Origin of the sequence: Pseudomonas sp. 2822-17, assembly GCF_002742485.1 — a bacterium.
Taxonomy (GTDB): domain Bacteria; phylum Pseudomonadota; class Gammaproteobacteria; order Pseudomonadales; family Pseudomonadaceae; genus Aquipseudomonas; species Aquipseudomonas cyclaminis.
Genome location: NZ_LJRZ01000500.1, coordinates 302,268 through 321,591 on the forward strand (window position 1 = coordinate 302,268; position 19,324 = coordinate 321,591).

Sequence of the window (19,324 nt, forward strand, 5' to 3'; positions counted from 1 at the left end):
CATTCCAATGTGGGAGCTGGCTTGCCTGCGAAAAAGGCGACTCGGTCTAGAGGGTTTTAGCGGAGGCCGGGTTGATCATCCGCGTCAGCCCCAGGTTCTTCAGCGCCAACTGCAGCGAGCTGTGGATAACTTGCGGGTTGTCGATAGTCATCAACTCGGCCAGCAGATCCTTGGCCATGCTCAGCTCAACCTGGCGCAACATCCACTTGACCTTCGGCAAGTTGGTGGCGTTCATCGACAGGCTGTCAAAGCCCATCGCCATCAACAGCACGGCCGCCGCCGGGTCACCGGCCATTTCACCGCAGATGCTCACCGGCTTGCCTTCGGCATGGGCATCGCGCACCACGTGTTGCAGCGCTTGCAGCACCGCCGGGTGCAGGTAGTCGTAGAGGTCGGCCACCCGTGGGTTGTTGCGGTCCACGGCCAGCAGGTATTGGGTCAGGTCGTTGGAACCCACCGACAGGAAGTCCACCTGCCGCGCCAGCTCTTTGGCCTGGTACACCGCTGCCGGGATTTCGATCATCACGCCAATCGGCGGCATCGGTACGTCGGCGCCCTCGTCGCGCACTTCGCCCCAGGCACGGTGGATCAGGTGCAACGCCTCTTCCAGCTCATGGGTACCGGAGATCATCGGCAACAGGATGCGCAGGTTGTTCAGGCCTTCGCTGGCCTTGAGCATGGCGCGGGTCTGTACCAGGAAAATTTCCGGATGGTCGAGGGTCACGCGAATGCCGCGCCAGCCGAGGAAGGGGTTGTCTTCCTTGATCGGGAAATACGACAGTGACTTGTCGCCGCCGATGTCCAGGCTGCGCATGGTCACCGGCAACGGGTGAAAGGCTTGCAGTTGCTCGCGGTAGATCGCCAGCTGCTCCTTCTCACTCGGGAAACGCTGGTTGATCATGAACGGCACTTCGGTGCGGTACAGCCCTACGCCTTCGGCGCCTCGCTGTTGCGCACGGGCCACGTCAGCCAGCAGGCCGGTATTGACCAGCAGCGGTACGCGGTGACCATCGGTGGTCACGCACGGCAGCTCGCGCAATGAATCCAGGCCCAGGGCCAGTTGTTTCTCTTCTTCCACCACTTCGGCGTATTGCTTGCGCAGCACGTCGCTGGGGTTGGTGAAGACTTCACCGCGATGGCCATCGACGATCATGTCGATGCCGTCGACCTTGGAATACGGCAGGTCCACCAGGCCCATCACTGTCGGGATGCCCATAGCCCGAGCCAGGATCGCGACGTGGGAGTTACCCGAACCGAGTACCGAGACCAGGCCCACCAATTTGCCTTCCGGCACTTCGCCGAGCATGGTGGCGGTCAGTTCTTCACTGATCAGGATGGTGTTGTCGGGGTAGACCAGGTTGGTGGTGCGGTCTTCCTGCAGGTAAGCCAGCAGACGGCGACCGAGGTCGCGCACGTCCGAGGCGCGCTCGCGCAGGTAGGCGTCGTCCATCAATTCGAAACGGTTGACGTGATCGGTGACCACCTGACGCAGGGCGCCCTGGGCCCATTGGCCGGTCTTGATCACGGTTTTGACTTCATTCCCGAGGGACGCGTCGTCGAGCATCATCTGGTACACGTCAAACAACGCACGCTCTTCGGGGCGCAGTTGAGTGGCCAGCTTGGTCGACAGGTTGCGCATGTCGGCGCGCACACCTTCCAGGGCGGTCTTGAACAGTTTGATTTCGGCGTCGATGTCGTTGACGGTCTTGTCCGGCACTACATCGAGGTCGGCCGGTGGCAGCATGACCACCGCCGTACCGACGGCAGCACCCGGCGAACCCGGCACGCCGACGAACTTGGCTTCCTGGATGCCCTTGCCCTGACGGCCCAGGCCGCGAATCGAGCCCGTGGCCTCGGCGTGGGCAATAACCCCGGCGAGCTGCGCGCTCATGGTCACGAGGAAGGCTTCTTCACCTTCGTCGAACTGGCGGCGTTCTTTCTGCTGGATGACCAACACGCCGACAACGCGGCGGTGGTGAATGATCGGTGCGCCGAGGAATGACGCGTAGCGCTCTTCGCCGGTTTCGGCAAAGTAACGATAACGCGGGTGATCGGCCGCGTTTTCAAGGTTCAGGGGTTCTTCACGCGTCCCCACCAGGCCCACCAGACCTTCATTGGGCGCCATGCTGACCTTGCCGATGGAGCGCTTGTTCAAGCCCTCCGTGGCCATCAGCACAAAACGGTTGGTCTCTGGGTCCAGCAGGTAAACCGAGCAGACCTGGCTGCCCATGGCTTCCTTGACGCGCAACACAATAATCCCCAACGCCGCCTTGAGATCCTTGGCGGAGTTAACTTCCTGGACGATCTTGCGCAGCGTATTGAGCATGGCTCGGGGTCGAACTCCGTCGTCAGTCGCGCGCTAAAAGGCGCGGGGCAAGCTCTTTGAGAGCGCGACGATAAACCTCGCGCTTGAATGTCACCACCTGGCCCAGCGGGTACCAATAGCTGACCCAACGCCAGCCATCGAACTCCGGCTTACCGGTCAAATCCATCCGCACCCGCTGCTCGTCGGAGATCAGGCGCAGGAGAAACCATTTCTGCTTCTGGCCGATACACAGCGGTTGGCTGTGAGTACGCACCAGGCGCTGCGGCAGACGATAGCGCAACCAGCCGCGGGTACAGGCCAGAATTTGCACATCTTCGCGCTCAAGGCCGACTTCTTCATTCAACTCACGGTACAAGGCGTCTTCAGGGGTTTCGTCGGGGTTGATTCCGCCTTGAGGAAACTGCCAGGCATCTTGGTTGATTCGGCGAGCCCATAGCACCTGTCCGGCATCATTCGTAAGAATAATCCCGACATTAGGACGGAAACCATCGGGGTCGATCACGGCAACAACCTCGCAAACGCATGTCGCCGCATTGTTCCACAAAGGTTGTTCCAGCGGCAACGAGGCTTCTTACCTTATGTGCACTCTTGTGAAAAGACCGTATTCTGGACGCCTTTTTACAGACTTTTCAGCGAGTAACTGCAATGCGCCTGGCTTTATTCGACTTGGACAACACCCTTCTTGGCGGTGACAGCGACCACGCCTGGGGCGATTACCTGTGCGAACGCGGGATTCTTGACCGGGTAGCCTACAAAGCCCGTAACGATGAGTTCTATCAGGATTATCTGGCCGGCAAGCTGGATAACGCCGCCTACCTGAACTTTTGCCTGGAAATCCTCGGCCGCACCGAGATGGCCCAACTGGATGAGTGGCACAACGACTATATGCGCGACTGCATCGAGCCGATCATGCTGCCACTGGCCGTGGAACTGCTGGCCAAGCACCGTGCCGCCGGTGACAAACTGGTGATCATCACCGCCACCAACCGATTCGTCACCGCGCCCATTGCTGCACGCCTGGGCGTCGAGACGCTGATTGCGACCGAGTGCGAGATGGAAAACGGCCGCTACACCGGGCGCAGCACCGATGTGCCGTGCTTTCGTGAAGGCAAGGTGACGCGCTTGAATCGTTGGCTGGAAGAGACGGGGTATAGCCTGCAAGACAGCTATTTCTATAGCGACTCGATGAATGACCTGCCGCTGCTGGAGCAGGTTACCCACCCGGTAGCGGTGGATCCGGACCCGAACTTGCGCGCCGAAGCCGAGAAGCGCGGGTGGCCGGTGATTACGCTGCGCAGCTGATGGCCCTATCGGGGGCAAGCCCCCTCCCACACTTGATTTGTGAACACAGTCAAATGTGGGAGGGGGCTTGCCCCCGATAAGGTCGACAAGGTCTCAAGCCTTAAACCGGCTTGGCACCCATCAACCCCGCAATCGCCACAAACCCCACCAGGCTGACCACCGCCAGCACCAGGGTGAAATTCAGACTACCTCCCTCCCCCTTGCGCAGGCGATTAAGCCGCGCCACCAGCCAGAACCACGCCAGCGCCGCCACGGTATAGAGAATGCTGGAGCCCAGAATCCAGGTCTGCCCCAACGGCCAGCCAGTCAGGTGCACCAGCCACCAGCCCGTAAACGGCATGCTCACCACGCAAATGCCCATCAGCAACCACACGAACGCCCACGGGCGCTGCACGGTCACCGCCGCGCCGGCGCTGCGTTTACGCCACGCCAGCAACGCCAGGCCGAGGCCGCTGAGCAACAACACCACGGTGGCTGCAATGTGGATAACTTTCAGGGTGATCAGGGTTTCCATGTTTCGTATTCCTTAGAGGCCGCCCCCAATCAGCGTAGTCGCTCAACCGAGGAACAGTTTATAGGCCGGGTTATCGCTTTCATCCCAGTACGGGTAGCCAATGGCTTCGAGGGCCGCCGGCACCAGGTGACGCTCGCTCGCCGGCACTTGCAGGCCGGCGACCACACGGCCGTCCGCCGCGCCGTGGTTGCGATAGTGGAACATCGAGATGTTCCAGCGCCCGCCTAATTTGTTAAGAAAGTTGAACAGCGCCCCCGGACGCTCCGGGAATTCGAAACGGAACACCACTTCATTGCTGACGTGGGCCGCATGCCCGCCGACCATGTGGCGGATGTGCAGCTTGGCCAGTTCGTTCTCGGTCAAGTCCAGCACCGGGAAGCCCTGCTCGGTGAGGCTGGCGATCAGCGCACTGCGCGGGTCGGTTTCCGGGTGCGTTTGCACGCCAACGAAGATGTGCGCCTCGCTGCCGGAGTGGTAGCGGTAGTTGAATTCGGTGATCTGGCGCTTGCCCACGGCCTCGCAGAACGCCTTGAAGCTGCCCGGTTGCTCGGGAATGGTCACGGCGATGATGGCTTCGCGGCCTTCACCCAGTTCGGCGCGCTCGGCCACGTGGCGCAGGCGGTCGAAGTTGACGTTGGCCCCGGAGTCGATGGCGACGAAGGTCTGGCCACTGACACCACGGGTCTCGACGTACTTCTTGATGCCCGCCACGCCCAACGCGCCTGCCGGCTCGGTAATGGAACGGGTGTCGTCGTAGATATCCTTGATCGCCGCACAGATTTCATCGGTGCTCACGGTGATCACTTCGTCGACATAGTCTTTGCAGATATCAAAGGTGTGCTGGCCGATCTGTGCCACCGCAACGCCGTCGGCAAAGATCCCGACCGTCGGCAACACCACGCGCTCACCCGCCGCCATGGCGGCTTGCAGGCAGTTGGAGTCATCCGGCTCGACGCCGATGATCTTGATTTCCGGTCGTAGGTATTTCACATACGCCGCGATGCCTGCGATCAGGCCACCCCCGCCCACCGGGACGAAAATCGCATCCAGCGGGCCTGGATGCTGGCGCAAAATTTCCATCGCCACGGTGCCCTGCCCGGCAATGGTGTGCGGATCATCGTAGGGGTGAATGTAGACGTAGCCTTTTTCGTCGACCAGTTTCAGCGAGTAGGCCAGCGCTTCCGGGAAGGAGTCGCCGTGCAGCACCACTTTGCCGCCGCGAGAGCGCACGCCTTCGACTTTGATTTCAGGGGTGGTCTTGGGCATCACAATCGTGGCCTTGACCCCCAGCACCTTGGCCGCCAGGGCCAGGCCTTGCGCATGGTTGCCCGCCGACGCCGTCACCACGCCTCGCGCACGCTCTTCGGCGCTCAGTTGCGTCAGCTTGTTATAAGCGCCGCGAATCTTGAACGAGAACACCGGCTGCAAATCCTCGCGCTTGAGCCAGACCTTGTTACCCAGGCGCTCGGAGAGCTGGCGGGCGGTCTGCAGCGGGGTTTCTACGGCAACGTCGTAAACGCGCGAGGTGAGGATCTTTTTGACGTACTGTTCAAGCATCGGCGGGAATCACTGAGCAGGTTGGGCAGGGCCAAGGAGTCTAACCCAGCGTTTGGGCGGGCGACCACACGAATCCCGAGGTTTTGTTGGGTTATACTCGCGCCCCTCTTTACTCCCCGCCCGTTCCGGAGCCCGCATGACCCAGGATCAACTCAAACAGGCAGTGGCCCAGGCCGCCGTCGATTTAATCCTTCCTAAACTCGACGACAAAAGCATCGTCGGTGTCGGCACCGGCTCCACTGCCAACTGCTTTATCGACGCACTGGCCCAGCACAAAGGCGCGTTCGACGGCGCCGTGGCCAGCTCCGAAGCCACCGCCGCACGCCTGAAGGGCCATGGCATTCCAGTGTACGAGCTCAACACCGTGAGCGACCTGGAGTTCTACGTCGACGGCGCCGATGAGAGCGACGAGCACCTGAACCTGATCAAGGGCGGCGGCGCAGCCCTGACCCGCGAGAAGATCGTCGCGGCCGTGGCCAAGACCTTTATCTGCATCGCCGACGCCAGCAAGCTGGTGCCAGTCCTCGGCGCGTTCCCGCTGCCAGTGGAAGTGATCCCGATGGCCCGCAGCCACGTAGCCCGCGAGCTGGTGAAACTGGGCGGCGACCCGGTGTACCGCGAAGGCGTGTTGACCGACAACGGCAACATCATCCTCGACGTGTTCAATATGCAGATCACCAACCCGGTGGAGCTGGAAACCCAGATCAATGCGATTGTCGGCGTGGTCACCAACGGTTTGTTCGCGGCGCGTCCGGCGGATGTGCTGCTGCTCGGCACCCCGGAAGGCGTCAAAACCCTCAAGGCCTGAGAACACTACATTGGTTTGGCGGTGTTTTCAGGGACTGGGTTTCTTGAACACGTAGAACAGGTTCGGCTCGCTGACCAGATACAACGTACCTTCGTCATCCATGGCGATCCCTTCGGCCTGAGGCACACGTTTTTTCAGGCCGTGACGGCCGTTGAGCAGAGAAAGACTGCTCAACGGGCGACCGTCGATATCCAGCTCCAATACCAAAAACGACTCATCCGACAGTGCCAGCAGGTGGCCGCTGCGCTCGTCGTATTGAAGGCTCGACAGGTCACGCACAAACAGCCCGGCGTCGCGCTTGGGGTTGTTGATCACGTGCACCGAGTAGGTTTTTTCCGGCTTGAAATGGGGAAAACCGTGGACCTCGTAGATCAGCATCGGGTCGCGCTCCTTGGCCACGAACAGGCGCTTGCCCACCGAGTCATAGGCCAAGCCCTCAAAGCCCTTGTTGCCACCTACGTGCAAGCCCAGGGTCATCTGCTCCGCATCGGCGGCATCGAGGAACTGGGTCTCGTCGTCCACATGCACCTTGATCAACCGCTGCTGGCGTTCGTCGGTGATGACATAGATGTTGTCGCTGATAAATTCCACGGCTTCGGCATCGCCGAACCCCACCAAAGGGATGCGCCGCAGGATCTTGCCGTCCAAAGACAACTCGATCAGTTCGGCATTTTGATTGGTGACGGTAAACAGGCTTTTGCGCACCGGATCATAGGTGAGGGCCGAGACATCGTCGTCCAGACCCTCAATGACCCGGGCCTCCAGCGTTACCCGGTATTCGGCCAGGCCAATGGAGCGCTCATCGGCGGGTTGGCGCCACACCTGCCAGTTGAACCAGGCGCGCTCGAACAGGCGAAAGTGCTGCCCAGCGACTCCGGCGCAGATCAGGGCGATCAGCGCCAGGAGAAACAGAATGGGTTTGGGGCGGGCAAGTCGGCGCATTGGGCGGGCTCAAAATCAAAAGTGGCGAATGAATATCACGCCTGTCTGAATTTAAACTTAAACGCGCCCGGATGTCTGGCGACATGCCGCAGATAGAGAAATATCCGACGTAACTGGCCGTCTATTTCTGCCTTTCGAAACGATAGAACAGGTTCGGCTCACTGACCATGTACAGCGTGCCATCCTCATCCATGGTCACCCCTTCCGCCCGGGGAATGGTTTTGCCCAGGCCATTGAAGCCGCCCAGCAAGGTCATGAAGCTGACCTGTTCGCCCTTCTCGTCCAACTCCAGCAACAGGTGGGAATCGGCCGAAAGCACCAGGAGGTGGCCGGTGCGCGGGTCGACAGCCAACGCCGAAAGGTTGCGCATATCCAGTTCTTTGCTGGCGAGTTTTTGCTTGTCGCCAACCAGGGTCTGGCTGCCGTCGCTTTTCCAGGTGAACAACGCCGGCGGGCGCTCCTCGCCCAGTACAAGCTGCTGGCCTAGCTTGTCCCAGGTGATCGCCTCAAAGGCTTTGTTCTGGTCTTTGGAGGGACCCAGGTCATAACTCTGAAAATCAGCTTTGTTCAGTTGCTGGGTAGAGGCATCGACCTTGACGATGGTCAGGCTGTGGTCGCGTTCATCGACCACCGCCAGCAGGCCATTTTCCATGACCGTAACACCTTCCGGGTTGCTCCAGCCGTTAAGCGGCATCTTGCGCAGCACATCGCCTTGCAGGCTCAACTCAACGAGGAAAGGGTTTTTTCCCATGACGGAAAACAGGGTTTTGGTCTGCGGGTTGTAGGAGACGTCCGAGGCCTCGTCCTTCTCCATGCCTGGCAAGACTTTCGCGTCGATGACGGCGTGGTAGTCCGGCAACCACACACTTTCATTGCGCTCAGCCGATGTTTCAAAGCGCTCCGACACCCACAGCATGCCGCGATCGTCCCAATGCATGGCCCAGGCAACGCCATAAACGATGACGCCTGCCAAAAACAGCCAGGAATACCAGCGCAGGGCAAAACGAGAACGCGGCTTGGGTGTGGCGGAAGGCAGGGACACGGCCATGGGGCGCTTTTTCCGGAAAGTCAGCGTTAGGGGATAGCACAAGGCCAAGGATTATCCGGATAGTGTGTGAAAAAAATGCAAAAACCCAGATTAAGTGGACCCACACAAATCAATATGGGAGGGGCTTGCCCCCTCCCACAGGTTTGACCAGGTGTTTATCGAACGCTGCTTTCGAAGCGGTTCACGCCGGTCAGTTCCAACACAAGTTCATCACCCACATTCAACGGGCCTACACCCGCCGGAGTGCCGGTGAGGATCACATCACCGGCCTGCAGCGAGAAGCAGCCGGCCATGTGCTGGATCATCGGGATGATCGGGTTGAGCATCTGCGCGCTATTGCCGTCCTGGCGCACTTCGCCGTTGATGGCCAGGCGAATGCCGATATCGGTCACATCCGCAAAGGTACTGCTCACCACAAAGGGGGCAATCACTGCCGCGCCGTCGAAGGATTTGGCGATTTCCCACGGCAGGCCCTTGGCTTTCAGCTCGGCCTGCTTGTCACGCAGGGTCAAATCCAGGGCCGGGGCGAAGCCGGAGATGGCATCCAGCACTTCTTCACGGCTTGGCTTGTTCGACAGTGGCTTGCCGATCAATACCGCGATTTCCGCTTCGTAGTGCACCGAGCCACGCTCGGCAGGGATGGCAAAACCGCCTTCCAGCGGCACTACGCAGCTGCCGGGCTTGATGAACAGCAACGGCTCGGTCGGCACCGGGTTGTCCAGTTCCTTGGCATGTTCGACGTAGTTACGCCCAATGCACACCACTTTACCCACCGGGAAATGGATGTTGGTGCCGTCGACATACTTGTGCTGGTAGCTCATGGAACGACTCCTTAAACAGCGAAGATCTTGCCAGGGTTCATGATCCCGTTAGGGTCGAATACCGCTTTCACGGCCTTCATGTATTCGATTTCAACCGGCGAGCGGCTGTAGGTCAGGTAATCGCGCTTGGTCATGCCCACGCCGTGTTCGGCGGAGATCGATCCGTTGTACTTCTCGACGGTTTCGAACACCCACTTGTTCACTGTGGCGCACTTGGCGAAGAATTCGTCCTTGCTCAGGTTTTCCGGCTTGAGGATGTTCAGGTGCAGGTTGCCGTCGCCGATATGGCCGAACCAGACAATTTCGAAATCGGGGTAGTGTTCGCCGACGATCGCGTCAATTTCCTTCAAGAACGCCGGAACCTTGGAGACGGTGACCGAGATGTCGTTCTTGTACGGCGTCCAGTGGGAAATGGTCTCGGAGATGTACTCGCGCAGTTTCCACAGGTTGTGCAGTTGGGTTTCGCTCTGGCTCATCACGCCGTCCAGCACCCAGCCCTGCTCGACGCAGTGCTCGAAGGTTTCCAGGGCGTGGTTGGCGACTTCTTCGGTGGTGGCTTCGAATTCCAGCAGCGCGTAGAACGGGCACTCGGTTTCGAACGGCGCCGGCACGTCGCCACGGCCCATGACCTTGGCCAGGGCTTTGTCGGAGAAAAATTCGAACGCGGTCAGGTCCAGCTTGTTCTGGAACGCGTGCAGCACCGGCATGATCGAGTCGAAATCAGTAGTGCCGAGCACCATGGCGGTGAGGTTCTTCGGCGCCCGGTCCAGGCGCATGGTGGCTTCGACTACAAAGCCCAGGGTGCCTTCCGCGCCGATAAACAGCTGGCGCATGTCGTAGCCGGTGGCGTTCTTGATCAGGTCGCGGTTCAGCTCCAGCACGTCGCCCTTGCCGGTGACGACTTTCATGCCGGCCACCCAGTTACGGGTCATGCCGTAGCGAATCACCTTGATCCCGCCGGCATTGGTGCCGATATTGCCGCCAATCTGGCTCGAACCGGACGAGGCGAAGTCCACCGGGTAGTACAGACCTTTTTCTTCGGCGACGTTCTGCAATTGCTTGGTGACCACGCCCGGCTGGCACACGGCAGTGCGGTCGGTGAGGTTCACGTCGAGAATCTGGTTCATATAATCGAACGACACAACCACTTCACCATTGGCCGCCACGGCCGCTGCCGACAGGCCGGTACGACCACCGGACGGCACCAGCGCCACCTTGTGTTCATTGGCCCAGCGCACAATGGCCTGAACCTGCTCGATGGTCTTGGGGAAGACGATGGCGGTGGGCGCAGGTGCGAAGTGCTTGGTCCAATCCTTGCCGTAAGCCTCCAGGGAGTCGGCGTCGGTCAGCACTTTGCCGGGCTCAACCAGGGTCTTTAGCTCATCAATCAGGGCAGGATGGGTCATCGACAGAACTCTCGAACAATTCATGGTCATCCTGAGAACGCTTCACGTCGCAGGAATGGGTGTTTAGCGGGGCACGTATGCTAGCATACCGCCCCCGCAGGACAGAGCCCAAGGGCGTTTCTGCGGTGACGGCTTTCCTGCCGTCCGGGTCAGCTTAACGATCCGATTCCCTGCCATTTTTCTCCGGGATACAGGTTTACGCAGATGAGCAAGACTTCTCTCGATAAGAGCAAGATCAAGTTCCTTCTTCTGGAAGGCGTCCACCCATCGGCTGTCGACGTTCTGAAAGCCGCCGGGTACACCAGCATTGAGTACATCACCAGTTCTCTGCCGGAAGCCCAGCTCAAGGAAAAGATCGCCGACGCGCACTTCATCGGCATTCGCTCCCGCACTCAACTGACCGAAGAGATCTTCGATCACGCCAAGAAACTCGTGGCAGTTGGCTGTTTCTGCATCGGCACCAACCAGGTCGACCTCAACGCAGCCCGCGAGCGCGGCATCGCCGTGTTCAACGCTCCGTACTCCAACACCCGTTCCGTCGCGGAGCTGGTGCTGGCCGAGGCCATCCTGCTGCTGCGTGGCATCCCAGAGAAAAACGCTTCCTGCCACCGTGGCGGCTGGATCAAAAGTGCGGCCAACTCCTTCGAAATCCGCGGCAAGAAGCTGGGTATCGTCGGTTACGGCTCGATCGGCACTCAGCTGTCGGTACTGGCTGAAGGCCTTGGCATGCAGGTGTTCTTCTACGACACGCTGACCAAGCTGCCATTGGGCAACGCGACCCAGGTGTCGAGCCTGACCGAGCTGCTGGGCATGTCCGATATCGTGACCCTGCACGTTCCGGAAACCGCTGAGACCCAGTGGATGATCGGCGAGAAGGAAATCCGCGCCATCAAGAAAGGCGGCATCCTGATCAACGCTGCACGCGGCACCGTGGTCGAGCTGGACGCCCTGGCCGACGCGATCAAGGACAAGCACCTGATCGGCGCCGCCATCGACGTGTTCCCGGTGGAGCCACGCTCCAACGACGATATCTTCGAAAGCCCGCTGCGTGGCCTGGACAACGTGATCCTGACCCCGCACATCGGCGGTTCCACCGCTGAAGCCCAGGCCAACATCGGCCTGGAAGTCTCGGAAAAACTGGTCAAGTACAGCGACAACGGTACTTCCGTATCGTCCGTGAACTTCCCGGAAGTGGCCCTGCCGGCTCACCCTGGCAAGCACCGTCTGCTGCACATCCACCAGAACATCCCTGGCGTGATGATGGAGATCAACAAGGTCTTCGCGGAAAACGGCATCAACATCTCCGGTCAGTTCCTGCAGACCAACGAGAAGGTTGGCTACGTGGTGATCGACGTCGACGCCGAGTACTCGGACCTGGCGCAAGAGAAGCTGCAGCACATCAACGGCACCATCCGTAGCCGCGTGTTGTTCTAACGCTTTAAACGCTGCACAAAAAATGGGAGACCCGCAGGGGTCTCCCATTTTTTTGTCTGAACAAATCTTACTTGACGTTAACCGTGATGACTTTCGAGGCTACAGTGGGTTCAAACTGGCGGTGAACGTTGTCGCCAGCCACCAATTGCAGGGTGTGCTTGCCTGGAGTCAGGGTCAGCTCGGTTTCGGTTTGCGCCTTGCCGAAGTGGATCGAGGTGGCGGTGGCCGGAATGGCTTCGTCAGCTTTCAGCGACTTCACGTCCTGGTCTACGAGCAAGTGGTGATGACCGGCGTTGGGCACTTGCTTGTCGATCGGCTCCAGGTCCAGGCCCTTGACGCCGAATTTGACGGTGAAGGTCTTGTCGACAGTGGCACCATCTTTGGGCGAGACGATAAACACCTCGGCACCTTTGGGCGCGGGGGTACGAGGCACATCGGCGGCATTGGCCAACATCGAGGCGCCCAGCAACAGGCTGGCTATCGTTGCACGGGACAAAAGGGCTTTCATTCGCTTCTCCAGTTTTTCTGTGAAATCTGTAGGGTTATGACAACTTCGCGACAAATTGCTGTCCAAGGCACTCACCACCATAGCAAAGCGATGCTGAACGGCGCCTCGCACATTCGAATTCTTTAGGAGTGACCATGCGCTTTTCGCCTGGCCTGTTACTTTTGCTTCCCCTTCTGAGCCCTTTGGCGCATGCCGAACTGATCGACGACGTGAATGATCGCGGCGAACTGCGCATCGCCCTTGAAGCCGACACTCCACCCTATAACTTCAAGGAAGGCGACAAGCTCACCGGCTTCGAAGTCGAGCTGGGAGAACTGCTGGCGAAGGAAATGGACGTGCGCTCCTCGTTCATCACCACCGATGACGCCGACCTGCTGCCGGGGGTCGCCACCGGCAAGTATGACGTGGCCATCAACCATATCGCTATGACTGCCGAGCTTAAGGATCAGTTCGATTTCAGCGAGGCTTATAGCGAGAAGCCTGAGCTGGCAATCCCGTTCCAGAAGGGCAACCCGGCATTCAAGACGAGTTTGGACGGCGCATTGAAGCGGGTGAAGGACGACGGCCGGTTGAAGGCGCTGTCACAGAAGTGGTTCGAGGGCGACGCCCCTACAGTAGCGCCAACGCCTGCGCCGCCTCAGGTAACTCCAGCTCACTGAACACCTGTACGCCGTGGCGCTTGAGCAGCGCCGCCGTGACGCCCTCGCCACTCACCTTCACGCCCGTGAAGGTGCCGTCATAGGTCAGCAGGTTGCCGCAGGACGGGCTGTTGGCCTTGAGGATGGCGATGCGGATGCCGTGGCGCTGCACCAACGCCAGGGCCTGACGGGCGCCATCGAGAAAGGCGGCGCTGAAATCTTCACCTTCGGCCGTGAGCACTTTGGCCCGGCCTTCCCAGACATCAATGCCTTGCCCACCGGGAATCTCGGCAGAGGGTCTGGGCGTCGGCAAACCGCCCGACACTTCCGGGCAGATAGCTACCACCCGGCCTTCGGCCTGCCACGCCGCCAGTTGGTCAAACGGCCCGCTGGCACCGCCGTCGTAACGCACCTTGTGCCCCAGCAGGCAGCGGCTGATCAGAATCTTTTGCATGGTTAAAACGGCTCGTTGCCCCGCCGGCGAAACCAGCCGGTGAGGGACAGGCGTTCGCGCGTGGCGGGCATGACTTCGTGGGGCACTTCGCCCGACAGGAACACCACCAGGCAACCGCCGGTGGGCACCACATCGTATTCGACGCCGCCTTTGAGGTACATGCGCAACTGACCGCCATGCTCGGGCAGCCAGGCGTCGTTCAAGTAGATCACCGCCGAGACCATGCGCCGGTCGTCGTCGCGAAAACGGTCCAGGTGCTTGAGGTAAAACGCTCCTGGCGGGTACATCGCGAAGTGGCTTTCGAAATCTTCCAGGCCCAGGAACAAGCCCCGGTTCATCGCCAGGCGCACGCTGTCCATCACCGCCATGTAGCTGTCGCAGACGGCAGCATCGCCCTCCTCCAGCCACTGGATATGGTCGCCACGAATGCCCTCGCGAATTTCCTGGGACGGTCCGCGCCCCACCGCCGCCGGCGCCAGTTCACCCTCGGCCGCACGTTTACGGCACTCAGCCGCCAGTTCCAGGGTCAGAGCCTGGGGCAGGAAGCCGTTCTGCTGCGACCAACCTTTTTCGGCCAGGTCGTCGACAATGCGTTGCAGCAGGGGGTGATCGAGGGGTATTTGCATGGCGCGCATAGTATCCATACGTCTTCAAATCCGACAGCGCCGTCGAGCGTCTCACCACACTTTAGTCAGGTGACTGATAGGACTTCTCGACAAATCCTACGCCCGACACGGACAATAGTGGCCGACTGACAGGAGTCCATATGCGTCGTTTGTTTTTTTCCTTGCTGATGTTCTGCGTTTTGCCCGCTTGGGCAGACGGCCATGACCAGTTGTACAAGGTCGCCGGCTGGGCCGAACAACGTGCGCATTTCAATGACGCCCTCAGTGCTGCCCAGCAGCGCTACCGCAACAGCCTGCCGCCAGCGGTTTACCAGGCGTTGGTGGACAACAGCAATAAACGCTTTGCCGCCCAACCCATGGACCAACGCGCCGAGGCGCAGTTGCGCAAGAACCTGGCAGACCCAAAGCCTGCACTGGCGTTTTTCCAATCACCGCTGGGCCGCAAGATTGTCGCCGCCGAGCTGCTGGCCACCCGCCGCGATCAACTGGCGAAAAATGCCCAGGGCCTGCCTAAAATCGAAGCCGACGCCACGCGCAGCCTGATCATCGGCCACCTGGCCCAGGCGCTCCCCGCCCGCGAGGCTGGTGCAGAAGTCAGCTTGGCGATTGCCGGTGTCGCGGCTGACAGCTTGAGCCAGATGATCCCTGGCCTGCTGGGTGGGGGTCAGGCCCAAGGCATGTTGAATGGCCAGCGTGAGCGGTTGATGCAGCAGATTGGGAATGATCTGAACAATACGCTGCTGTATGTCTATCGGGATTTGTCTGACCCGGAGCTGGAAGAATTCGCGACGTTTGCGGAGTCGCCGCAGGGTAAGGCGTATTACCAGGCGGCGCTGGCAGCGATCCGCGCCGGGCTGGCGGTGGGCCAGAGCACCTCAAGCCTGGCACCTTAACCAATGTGGGAGGGAGCAATCCCCCTCCCACATTGGGATTGTGTTATTTCAAATGGTCTGTCAAATACCGGAAGTACTCTTCACGAATCTCCGGAATCTCATTCGCCAAGTGATGCCGGCCACGGGGCAGCATCAACACCTCAGGCGCATCAAACTTGCCCCGCAGCACCTGCAAGTTGTGCTGCCAGTCCACCGTCATATCTTCCTCACCCTGCACAATCACCGGCCTCCGCGAGCTGTGCGGTGCGGCTTCGATACGCTTGATCCAGCGTGACAGTGCGCCCACCCAGGCGGTGGGCAGTTGGCGCGGCTGCAGCGGGTCAGCCTCCAGGAACGGCTTGAATTGCGGGTCGTTGGTGTTCTCGCTGAATCGCCGGGCGATGCCTTTGACGAACGGACGCAGCAGGTAATAGCTGAGCTGCGACCACCCCCACGCCCGCGGCCGTACCAACGGCGACAACAGGAAGGTCTTGCCCTGGGCCGGGCTGTCGGCACCGTGGTGAAGCAGGTGATCCACCACTACCGCGCCGCCGGTACTTTGCCCGAACAGGTGCCAGGGTTGCGGCAGTTGCAGCGCTTGGGCCTGGGCGAACAGTGCCTGCACCACGTCTTGGTACACCGCGAAATCATCAATGCTGGCGCGCACCCCGCTGGACAGGCCGTGTCCCGGCAGGTCGCAGGCGATCACCACGAAGCCCTGGTCCAGCGCCCAGTCCACCACGTGGCGATACAGGCCCATATGGTCGTAGAAGCCGTGGAACATAAACATCGTTGCCACCGGTTGTGGCGGCGACCACACCTGCCCCACCACCTCGAACCCGCGCACTTCAAAGCGTCCCAGACGGCTCACAGCCGGCACTTTGCGCGCGGCCAGGTCCAACCCATAAAAACGCTGGTACACCCGCGCTTCGGCGCTGAGCGGTTGCGCATCCACCAGGGGTCGCAAGCTATCGCGCAGATGATCGGGGTCAAAGGTAACGGGCATAGGAGGTTCCAGACTAAACGTACAGCGCAGATGAATATCGAGCTGCGATATTCATCTGTCAGGGCAGGCATGGCAAGCTACGCGACCTTCGAGGATTGATCTGAATGCGACGACCCTACCGCACCACCCTGTTTGCCAGCCTGATCCTGATCATCTGCGCGGGCGTGCTGTGGGCCGCGTATGACTGGTTCCAGGGCCGCTACCTGCGCGCCTTCAGCGAACACACCGCGGTGTTTTCCGGCGATGCACTGCGCCTGCCTGCCGAACTGAGTGGCCCAGGTCCGATCCGCCTGGTGCACTTCTGGGACCCGGCCTGCCCGTGCAACGTTGGCAACCAGCAGCACCTGGGCGAGTTGATCGAGCACTACGCGCCCCAGGGCGTAGAGTTCTACGCCCTGCAAAAAACCGGCAGCCACGGCCGGTTGCCCGACAACCTGCGCAACATGAAAATCCTCACCGCCCTGCCCGGCGCCGACCAGGTACCGGCCAGCCCAGCCGTGGGCATCTGGGATCGCACAGGAAAGCTCGCGTATTTCGGGCCGTACAGTGAAGGCCTGACGTGCAACGCCAGCAACAGTTTTATCGAACCGATCCTGAAGGCACTCCAAGCAGGCCGTGAAGTGAGTGCCACTCACACCCTGGCAGTGGGCTGCTATTGTTCGTGGCCTGAAGATCGTTAGTCACTCCACTCCCGGTAAGGAAAGTCCATGAAGCGCGTCTTGCGGGTTCTCGCGGTTCTGATAGTGCTGATCGCCCTCGGCGGCGGCTGGTATGTGTACAGCAAGCAGCCCACCCGCCAGGGCACGGTCACGCTGACCGACCTGCAAGGCACGGTCACGGTGCGCTACGACGACCGTGGCGTGCCGCATATCCGTGCCGAGAACGAGACCGACCTGTATCGCGCCCTCGGCTATGTGCACGCCCAGGACCGGTTGTTCCAGATGGAGATCATGCGGCGCCTGTCCCGTGGCGAACTGGCCGAGGTGCTGGGCCCCAAGCTGCTGGAGACCGACAAACTGTTTCGCAGCCTGCGCATCCGTGAGCGAGCCTTGAGCTACGTGGAACAGATGGATCACGAGTCCGCCTCGTGGAAGGCCCTGCAAGCCTATCTGGACGGGATCAATCAGTATCAGGACACTCACGCCAGCCCGATGGAGTTCGACGTGCTGGGGATCCCCAAGCGCCGGTTCACCGCCGAAGACACCATCAGCGTCGCCGGGTATATGGCCTACAGCTTTGCCGCCGCATTTCGTACCGAACCCTTGCTGACCTACGTCCGCGACCAATTGGGCGGCGAGTACCTGAAAGTCTTCGACCTCGACTGGCAACCCAAAGGCGCGCTCAACCTGGCCGCCAGCGATTGGCAAACCCTCGGCGCCATCGCGTCCTTGAGCGAGCAGGCCCTGGCCGACAACGGCCTGCCGCAGTTCGAAGGCAGCAACGCCTGGGCCATCAGCGGCAGCCGCACCAAGAGCGGCAAGCCGTTGCTGGCAGGTGACCCGCATATCCGCTTCTCGGTGCCCTCGGTGTGGTATGAGGCGCACCTGTCCGCGCCGGGCTTTGAGCTGTATGGCTATCACAACGCGCTGGTGCCGGTGGCGTTCCTGGGGCACAACCTGGATTTTGGCTGGAGCCTGACCATGTTCCAGAACGACGACGTCGACCTGGTCGCCGAGAAGATCAACCCGGACAATCCCAACCAGGTCTGGTACCACGGCCAATGGGTCGACATGACCAGCAGCGAACAACAGATCGCGGTGAAAGGCCAGGCGCCGGTCACCCTCACCCTGCGCCAGTCGCCCCACGGGCCGATTATCAATGACGTGCTTGGCGAGAGCGCCGGCAAGACGCCCATCGCCCTGTGGTGGGCCTTCCTCGATACCCAGAACCCGATCCTCGACGGCTTTTACCAGCTCAACCGCGCCGACACCCTGGCCAAGGCCCGTGCGGCGGCGGCCAAGGTGTCGGCACCGGGGCTGAATATCGTGTGGGCCAATGCCAAGGGCGATATCGGCTGGTGGGCAGCGGCGCAGTTGCCGATCCGTCCGGCTGGCGTCAACCCTGGGTTCATCCTCGACGGCAGCACCGCCCAGGCCGACAAGCTGGGCTTCTATCCGTTCAGCGCCAACCCCCAGGAAGAAAACCCGGCTCGCGGTTATGTGGTGTCGGCCAATGCCCAGCCGGCATCGCCCACCGGCATGGAGATCCCCGGCTATTACAACCTCGCCGACCGTGGCCAACAGTTGAACGCGCAGTTGAGCGACAAGAGCGTGAAGTGGGATGTGAACAACAGCCAGGCCCTGCAACTGGGCACCACCACTGCCTTTGGCCCGCGCTTGCTGGCGCCGCTGTTGCCGGTGCTGCGTGAGGTGGTCAAGGACCCGGCACAGTTGAAGCTGGTGGAACAACTGGCCAGTTGGAAAGGTGACTACCCGCTCGACTCCACCAGCGCCACGCTGTTCAACCAACTTCTCTACAACCTCGCCGACGCGACCTTTCGCCCAAAACTCGGCGACGCCATGTTCAAGACCCTGCTCACCACACGGGTCGTCGACGCCGCCTTGCCACGCCTGGCCGCTGACCCGGCCTCGCCTTGGTGGGACGGCAAGCGCGCCGACACCGTCAAGCTCGCGTGGGATAACAGCCTCGTGCACCTGAAAGCCACCTTCGGCGATGACCCAACGCAATGGCAGTGGGGCAAGGCGCATACCCTGACCCACGGCCATCCGCTGGGCTCGCAGAAACCGCTGGACCTGATCGTCAACGTCGGCCCCTTCCCGGCGCCCGGCAGCCACGAAGTGCCGAACAACCAGTCGGCTGCCATCGGCCCGGCGCCGTGGCCGGTGACCTACGGCCCGTCGACCCGCCGCCTGATCGACTTTGCCGATGTGGCCCACGCCTTGACGATCAACCCGGTCGGGCAAAGCGGCGTGCCGTTTGACCGCCACTACAGCGACCAGGCGCAGACATATATCGAAGGCGGCTACGAGCAGGCGCACTTCAGTAATGAAGAAGTCACCGCCAACACCCGTGGCACCCTGAAACTGCTGCCCGCCCGATAG

19 protein-coding genes are annotated in these 19,324 nt (G+C 60.9%); 7 read left to right on the top strand and 12 right to left on the bottom strand.

What is annotated here, in order from left to right; all coding sequences use genetic code 11:
- Positions 1-46: 46 nt before the first annotated feature.
- Both ptsP and AOA60_RS19850 read right to left on the bottom strand, forming a co-directional pair.
- Positions 47-2,326: a phosphoenolpyruvate--protein phosphotransferase gene (gene ptsP / locus AOA60_RS19845; protein WP_032884201.1), complete on the bottom strand. Its 2,280-nt coding sequence runs from the start codon at positions 2,324-2,326 to the stop codon at positions 47-49.
- Between the two features lie 22 nt (positions 2,327-2,348).
- On the bottom strand, positions 2,349-2,828 hold the full coding sequence (locus AOA60_RS19850) for an RNA pyrophosphohydrolase (RefSeq protein WP_049713461.1): 480 nt from the start codon (positions 2,826-2,828) through the stop codon (positions 2,349-2,351).
- 143 nt (positions 2,829-2,971) lie between these two features.
- Between AOA60_RS19850 and AOA60_RS19855 the strand changes: the two genes are divergently transcribed.
- Complete coding sequence (locus tag AOA60_RS19855; protein ID WP_099585888.1) at positions 2,972-3,628, top strand: HAD family phosphatase; 657 nt, start codon at positions 2,972-2,974, stop codon at positions 3,626-3,628.
- 100 nt (positions 3,629-3,728) lie between these two features.
- Here AOA60_RS19855 and AOA60_RS19860 read toward each other — a convergent pair whose 3' ends face one another.
- Together AOA60_RS19860 and ilvA are read right to left on the bottom strand one after the other, a co-directional pair.
- Positions 3,729-4,142: a DUF2269 family protein gene (locus tag AOA60_RS19860; protein WP_099585889.1), complete on the bottom strand. Its 414-nt coding sequence runs from the start codon at positions 4,140-4,142 to the stop codon at positions 3,729-3,731.
- A gap of 42 nt (positions 4,143-4,184) precedes the next feature.
- Complete coding sequence (ilvA, locus tag AOA60_RS19865; protein WP_099585890.1) at positions 4,185-5,699, bottom strand: threonine ammonia-lyase, biosynthetic; 1,515 nt, start codon at positions 5,697-5,699, stop codon at positions 4,185-4,187.
- A gap of 136 nt (positions 5,700-5,835) precedes the next feature.
- Between ilvA and rpiA the strand changes: the two genes are divergently transcribed.
- Positions 5,836-6,507, top strand: coding sequence for a ribose-5-phosphate isomerase RpiA (gene rpiA / locus AOA60_RS19870; RefSeq protein WP_099585891.1), 672 nt, complete (start codon positions 5,836-5,838; stop codon positions 6,505-6,507).
- A 27-nt stretch (positions 6,508-6,534) separates the two neighbouring features.
- Here the strand turns inward: rpiA and AOA60_RS19875 are convergent, their stop codons facing one another.
- The 4 genes from AOA60_RS19875 to AOA60_RS19890 form a co-directional block, all read right to left on the bottom strand.
- Complete coding sequence (locus AOA60_RS19875) at positions 6,535-7,449, bottom strand: SdiA-regulated domain-containing protein (RefSeq protein ID WP_099585892.1); 915 nt, start codon at positions 7,447-7,449, stop codon at positions 6,535-6,537.
- 121 nt (positions 7,450-7,570) lie between these two features.
- Positions 7,571-8,497 carry an SdiA-regulated domain-containing protein gene (locus tag AOA60_RS19880; protein WP_099585893.1) on the bottom strand — a complete coding sequence of 309 codons (927 nt, stop codon included), beginning with the start codon at positions 8,495-8,497 and terminating at the stop codon, positions 7,571-7,573.
- Positions 8,498-8,652: 155 nt separating this feature from the next.
- Positions 8,653-9,318: a fumarylacetoacetate hydrolase family protein gene (locus tag AOA60_RS19885; protein WP_099585894.1), complete on the bottom strand. Its 666-nt coding sequence runs from the start codon at positions 9,316-9,318 to the stop codon at positions 8,653-8,655.
- Positions 9,319-9,329: 11 nt separating this feature from the next.
- Positions 9,330-10,724, bottom strand: a complete 1,395-nt coding sequence (locus AOA60_RS19890; RefSeq protein ID WP_099585895.1) for an FAD-binding oxidoreductase — start codon at positions 10,722-10,724, stop codon at positions 9,330-9,332.
- Positions 10,725-10,928: 204 nt separating this feature from the next.
- On the opposite strand from AOA60_RS19890, the gene serA reads away from it, so the two are divergent.
- Complete coding sequence (gene serA, locus AOA60_RS19900) at positions 10,929-12,158, top strand: phosphoglycerate dehydrogenase (protein ID WP_003176761.1); 1,230 nt, start codon at positions 10,929-10,931, stop codon at positions 12,156-12,158.
- 67 nt (positions 12,159-12,225) lie between these two features.
- On the opposite strand, the gene AOA60_RS19905 is transcribed toward serA, so the two are convergent.
- The gene (locus AOA60_RS19905) at positions 12,226-12,666 is read right to left on the bottom strand and encodes a DUF4399 domain-containing protein (RefSeq protein ID WP_099585896.1); all 441 of its coding nucleotides are present in this window, start codon (positions 12,664-12,666) and stop codon (positions 12,226-12,228) included.
- Positions 12,667-12,800: 134 nt separating this feature from the next.
- On the opposite strand from AOA60_RS19905, the gene AOA60_RS19910 reads away from it, so the two are divergent.
- On the top strand, positions 12,801-13,325 hold the full coding sequence (locus tag AOA60_RS19910; RefSeq protein ID WP_099585897.1) for a transporter substrate-binding domain-containing protein: 525 nt from the start codon (positions 12,801-12,803) through the stop codon (positions 13,323-13,325).
- On the opposite strand, the gene AOA60_RS19915 is transcribed toward AOA60_RS19910, so the two are convergent.
- Both AOA60_RS19915 and AOA60_RS19920 read right to left on the bottom strand, forming a co-directional pair.
- Entirely contained in the window at positions 13,276-13,758 is a 483-nt protein-coding gene (locus AOA60_RS19915; protein ID WP_099585898.1) for a DUF523 domain-containing protein, read from the bottom strand. The genes AOA60_RS19910 and AOA60_RS19915 overlap by 50 nt on opposite strands.
- 2 nt (positions 13,759-13,760) lie before the next feature.
- Positions 13,761-14,393 carry a 2OG-Fe(II) oxygenase gene (locus tag AOA60_RS19920; RefSeq protein WP_099585899.1) on the bottom strand — a complete coding sequence of 211 codons (633 nt, stop codon included), beginning with the start codon at positions 14,391-14,393 and terminating at the stop codon, positions 13,761-13,763.
- 131 nt (positions 14,394-14,524) lie between these two features.
- Between AOA60_RS19920 and AOA60_RS19925 the strand changes: the two genes are divergently transcribed.
- Positions 14,525-15,277 (top strand): DUF2059 domain-containing protein, encoded by a 753-nt coding sequence (locus AOA60_RS19925; protein WP_099585900.1) that lies wholly within the window; start codon positions 14,525-14,527, stop codon positions 15,275-15,277.
- A 43-nt stretch (positions 15,278-15,320) separates the two neighbouring features.
- Here the strand turns inward: AOA60_RS19925 and AOA60_RS19930 are convergent, their stop codons facing one another.
- A complete protein-coding gene (locus AOA60_RS19930) occupies positions 15,321-16,262 on the bottom strand; it encodes an alpha/beta hydrolase (RefSeq protein ID WP_099585901.1) in 942 nt (313 codons plus the stop codon).
- A gap of 104 nt (positions 16,263-16,366) precedes the next feature.
- On the opposite strand from AOA60_RS19930, the gene AOA60_RS19935 reads away from it, so the two are divergent.
- On the top strand, positions 16,367-16,942 hold the full coding sequence (locus AOA60_RS19935) for a DUF6436 domain-containing protein (RefSeq protein WP_099585902.1): 576 nt from the start codon (positions 16,367-16,369) through the stop codon (positions 16,940-16,942).
- Between the two features lie 27 nt (positions 16,943-16,969).
- Positions 16,970-19,324 (top strand): penicillin acylase family protein, encoded by a 2,355-nt coding sequence (locus tag AOA60_RS19940; protein ID WP_099585903.1) that lies wholly within the window; start codon positions 16,970-16,972, stop codon positions 19,322-19,324.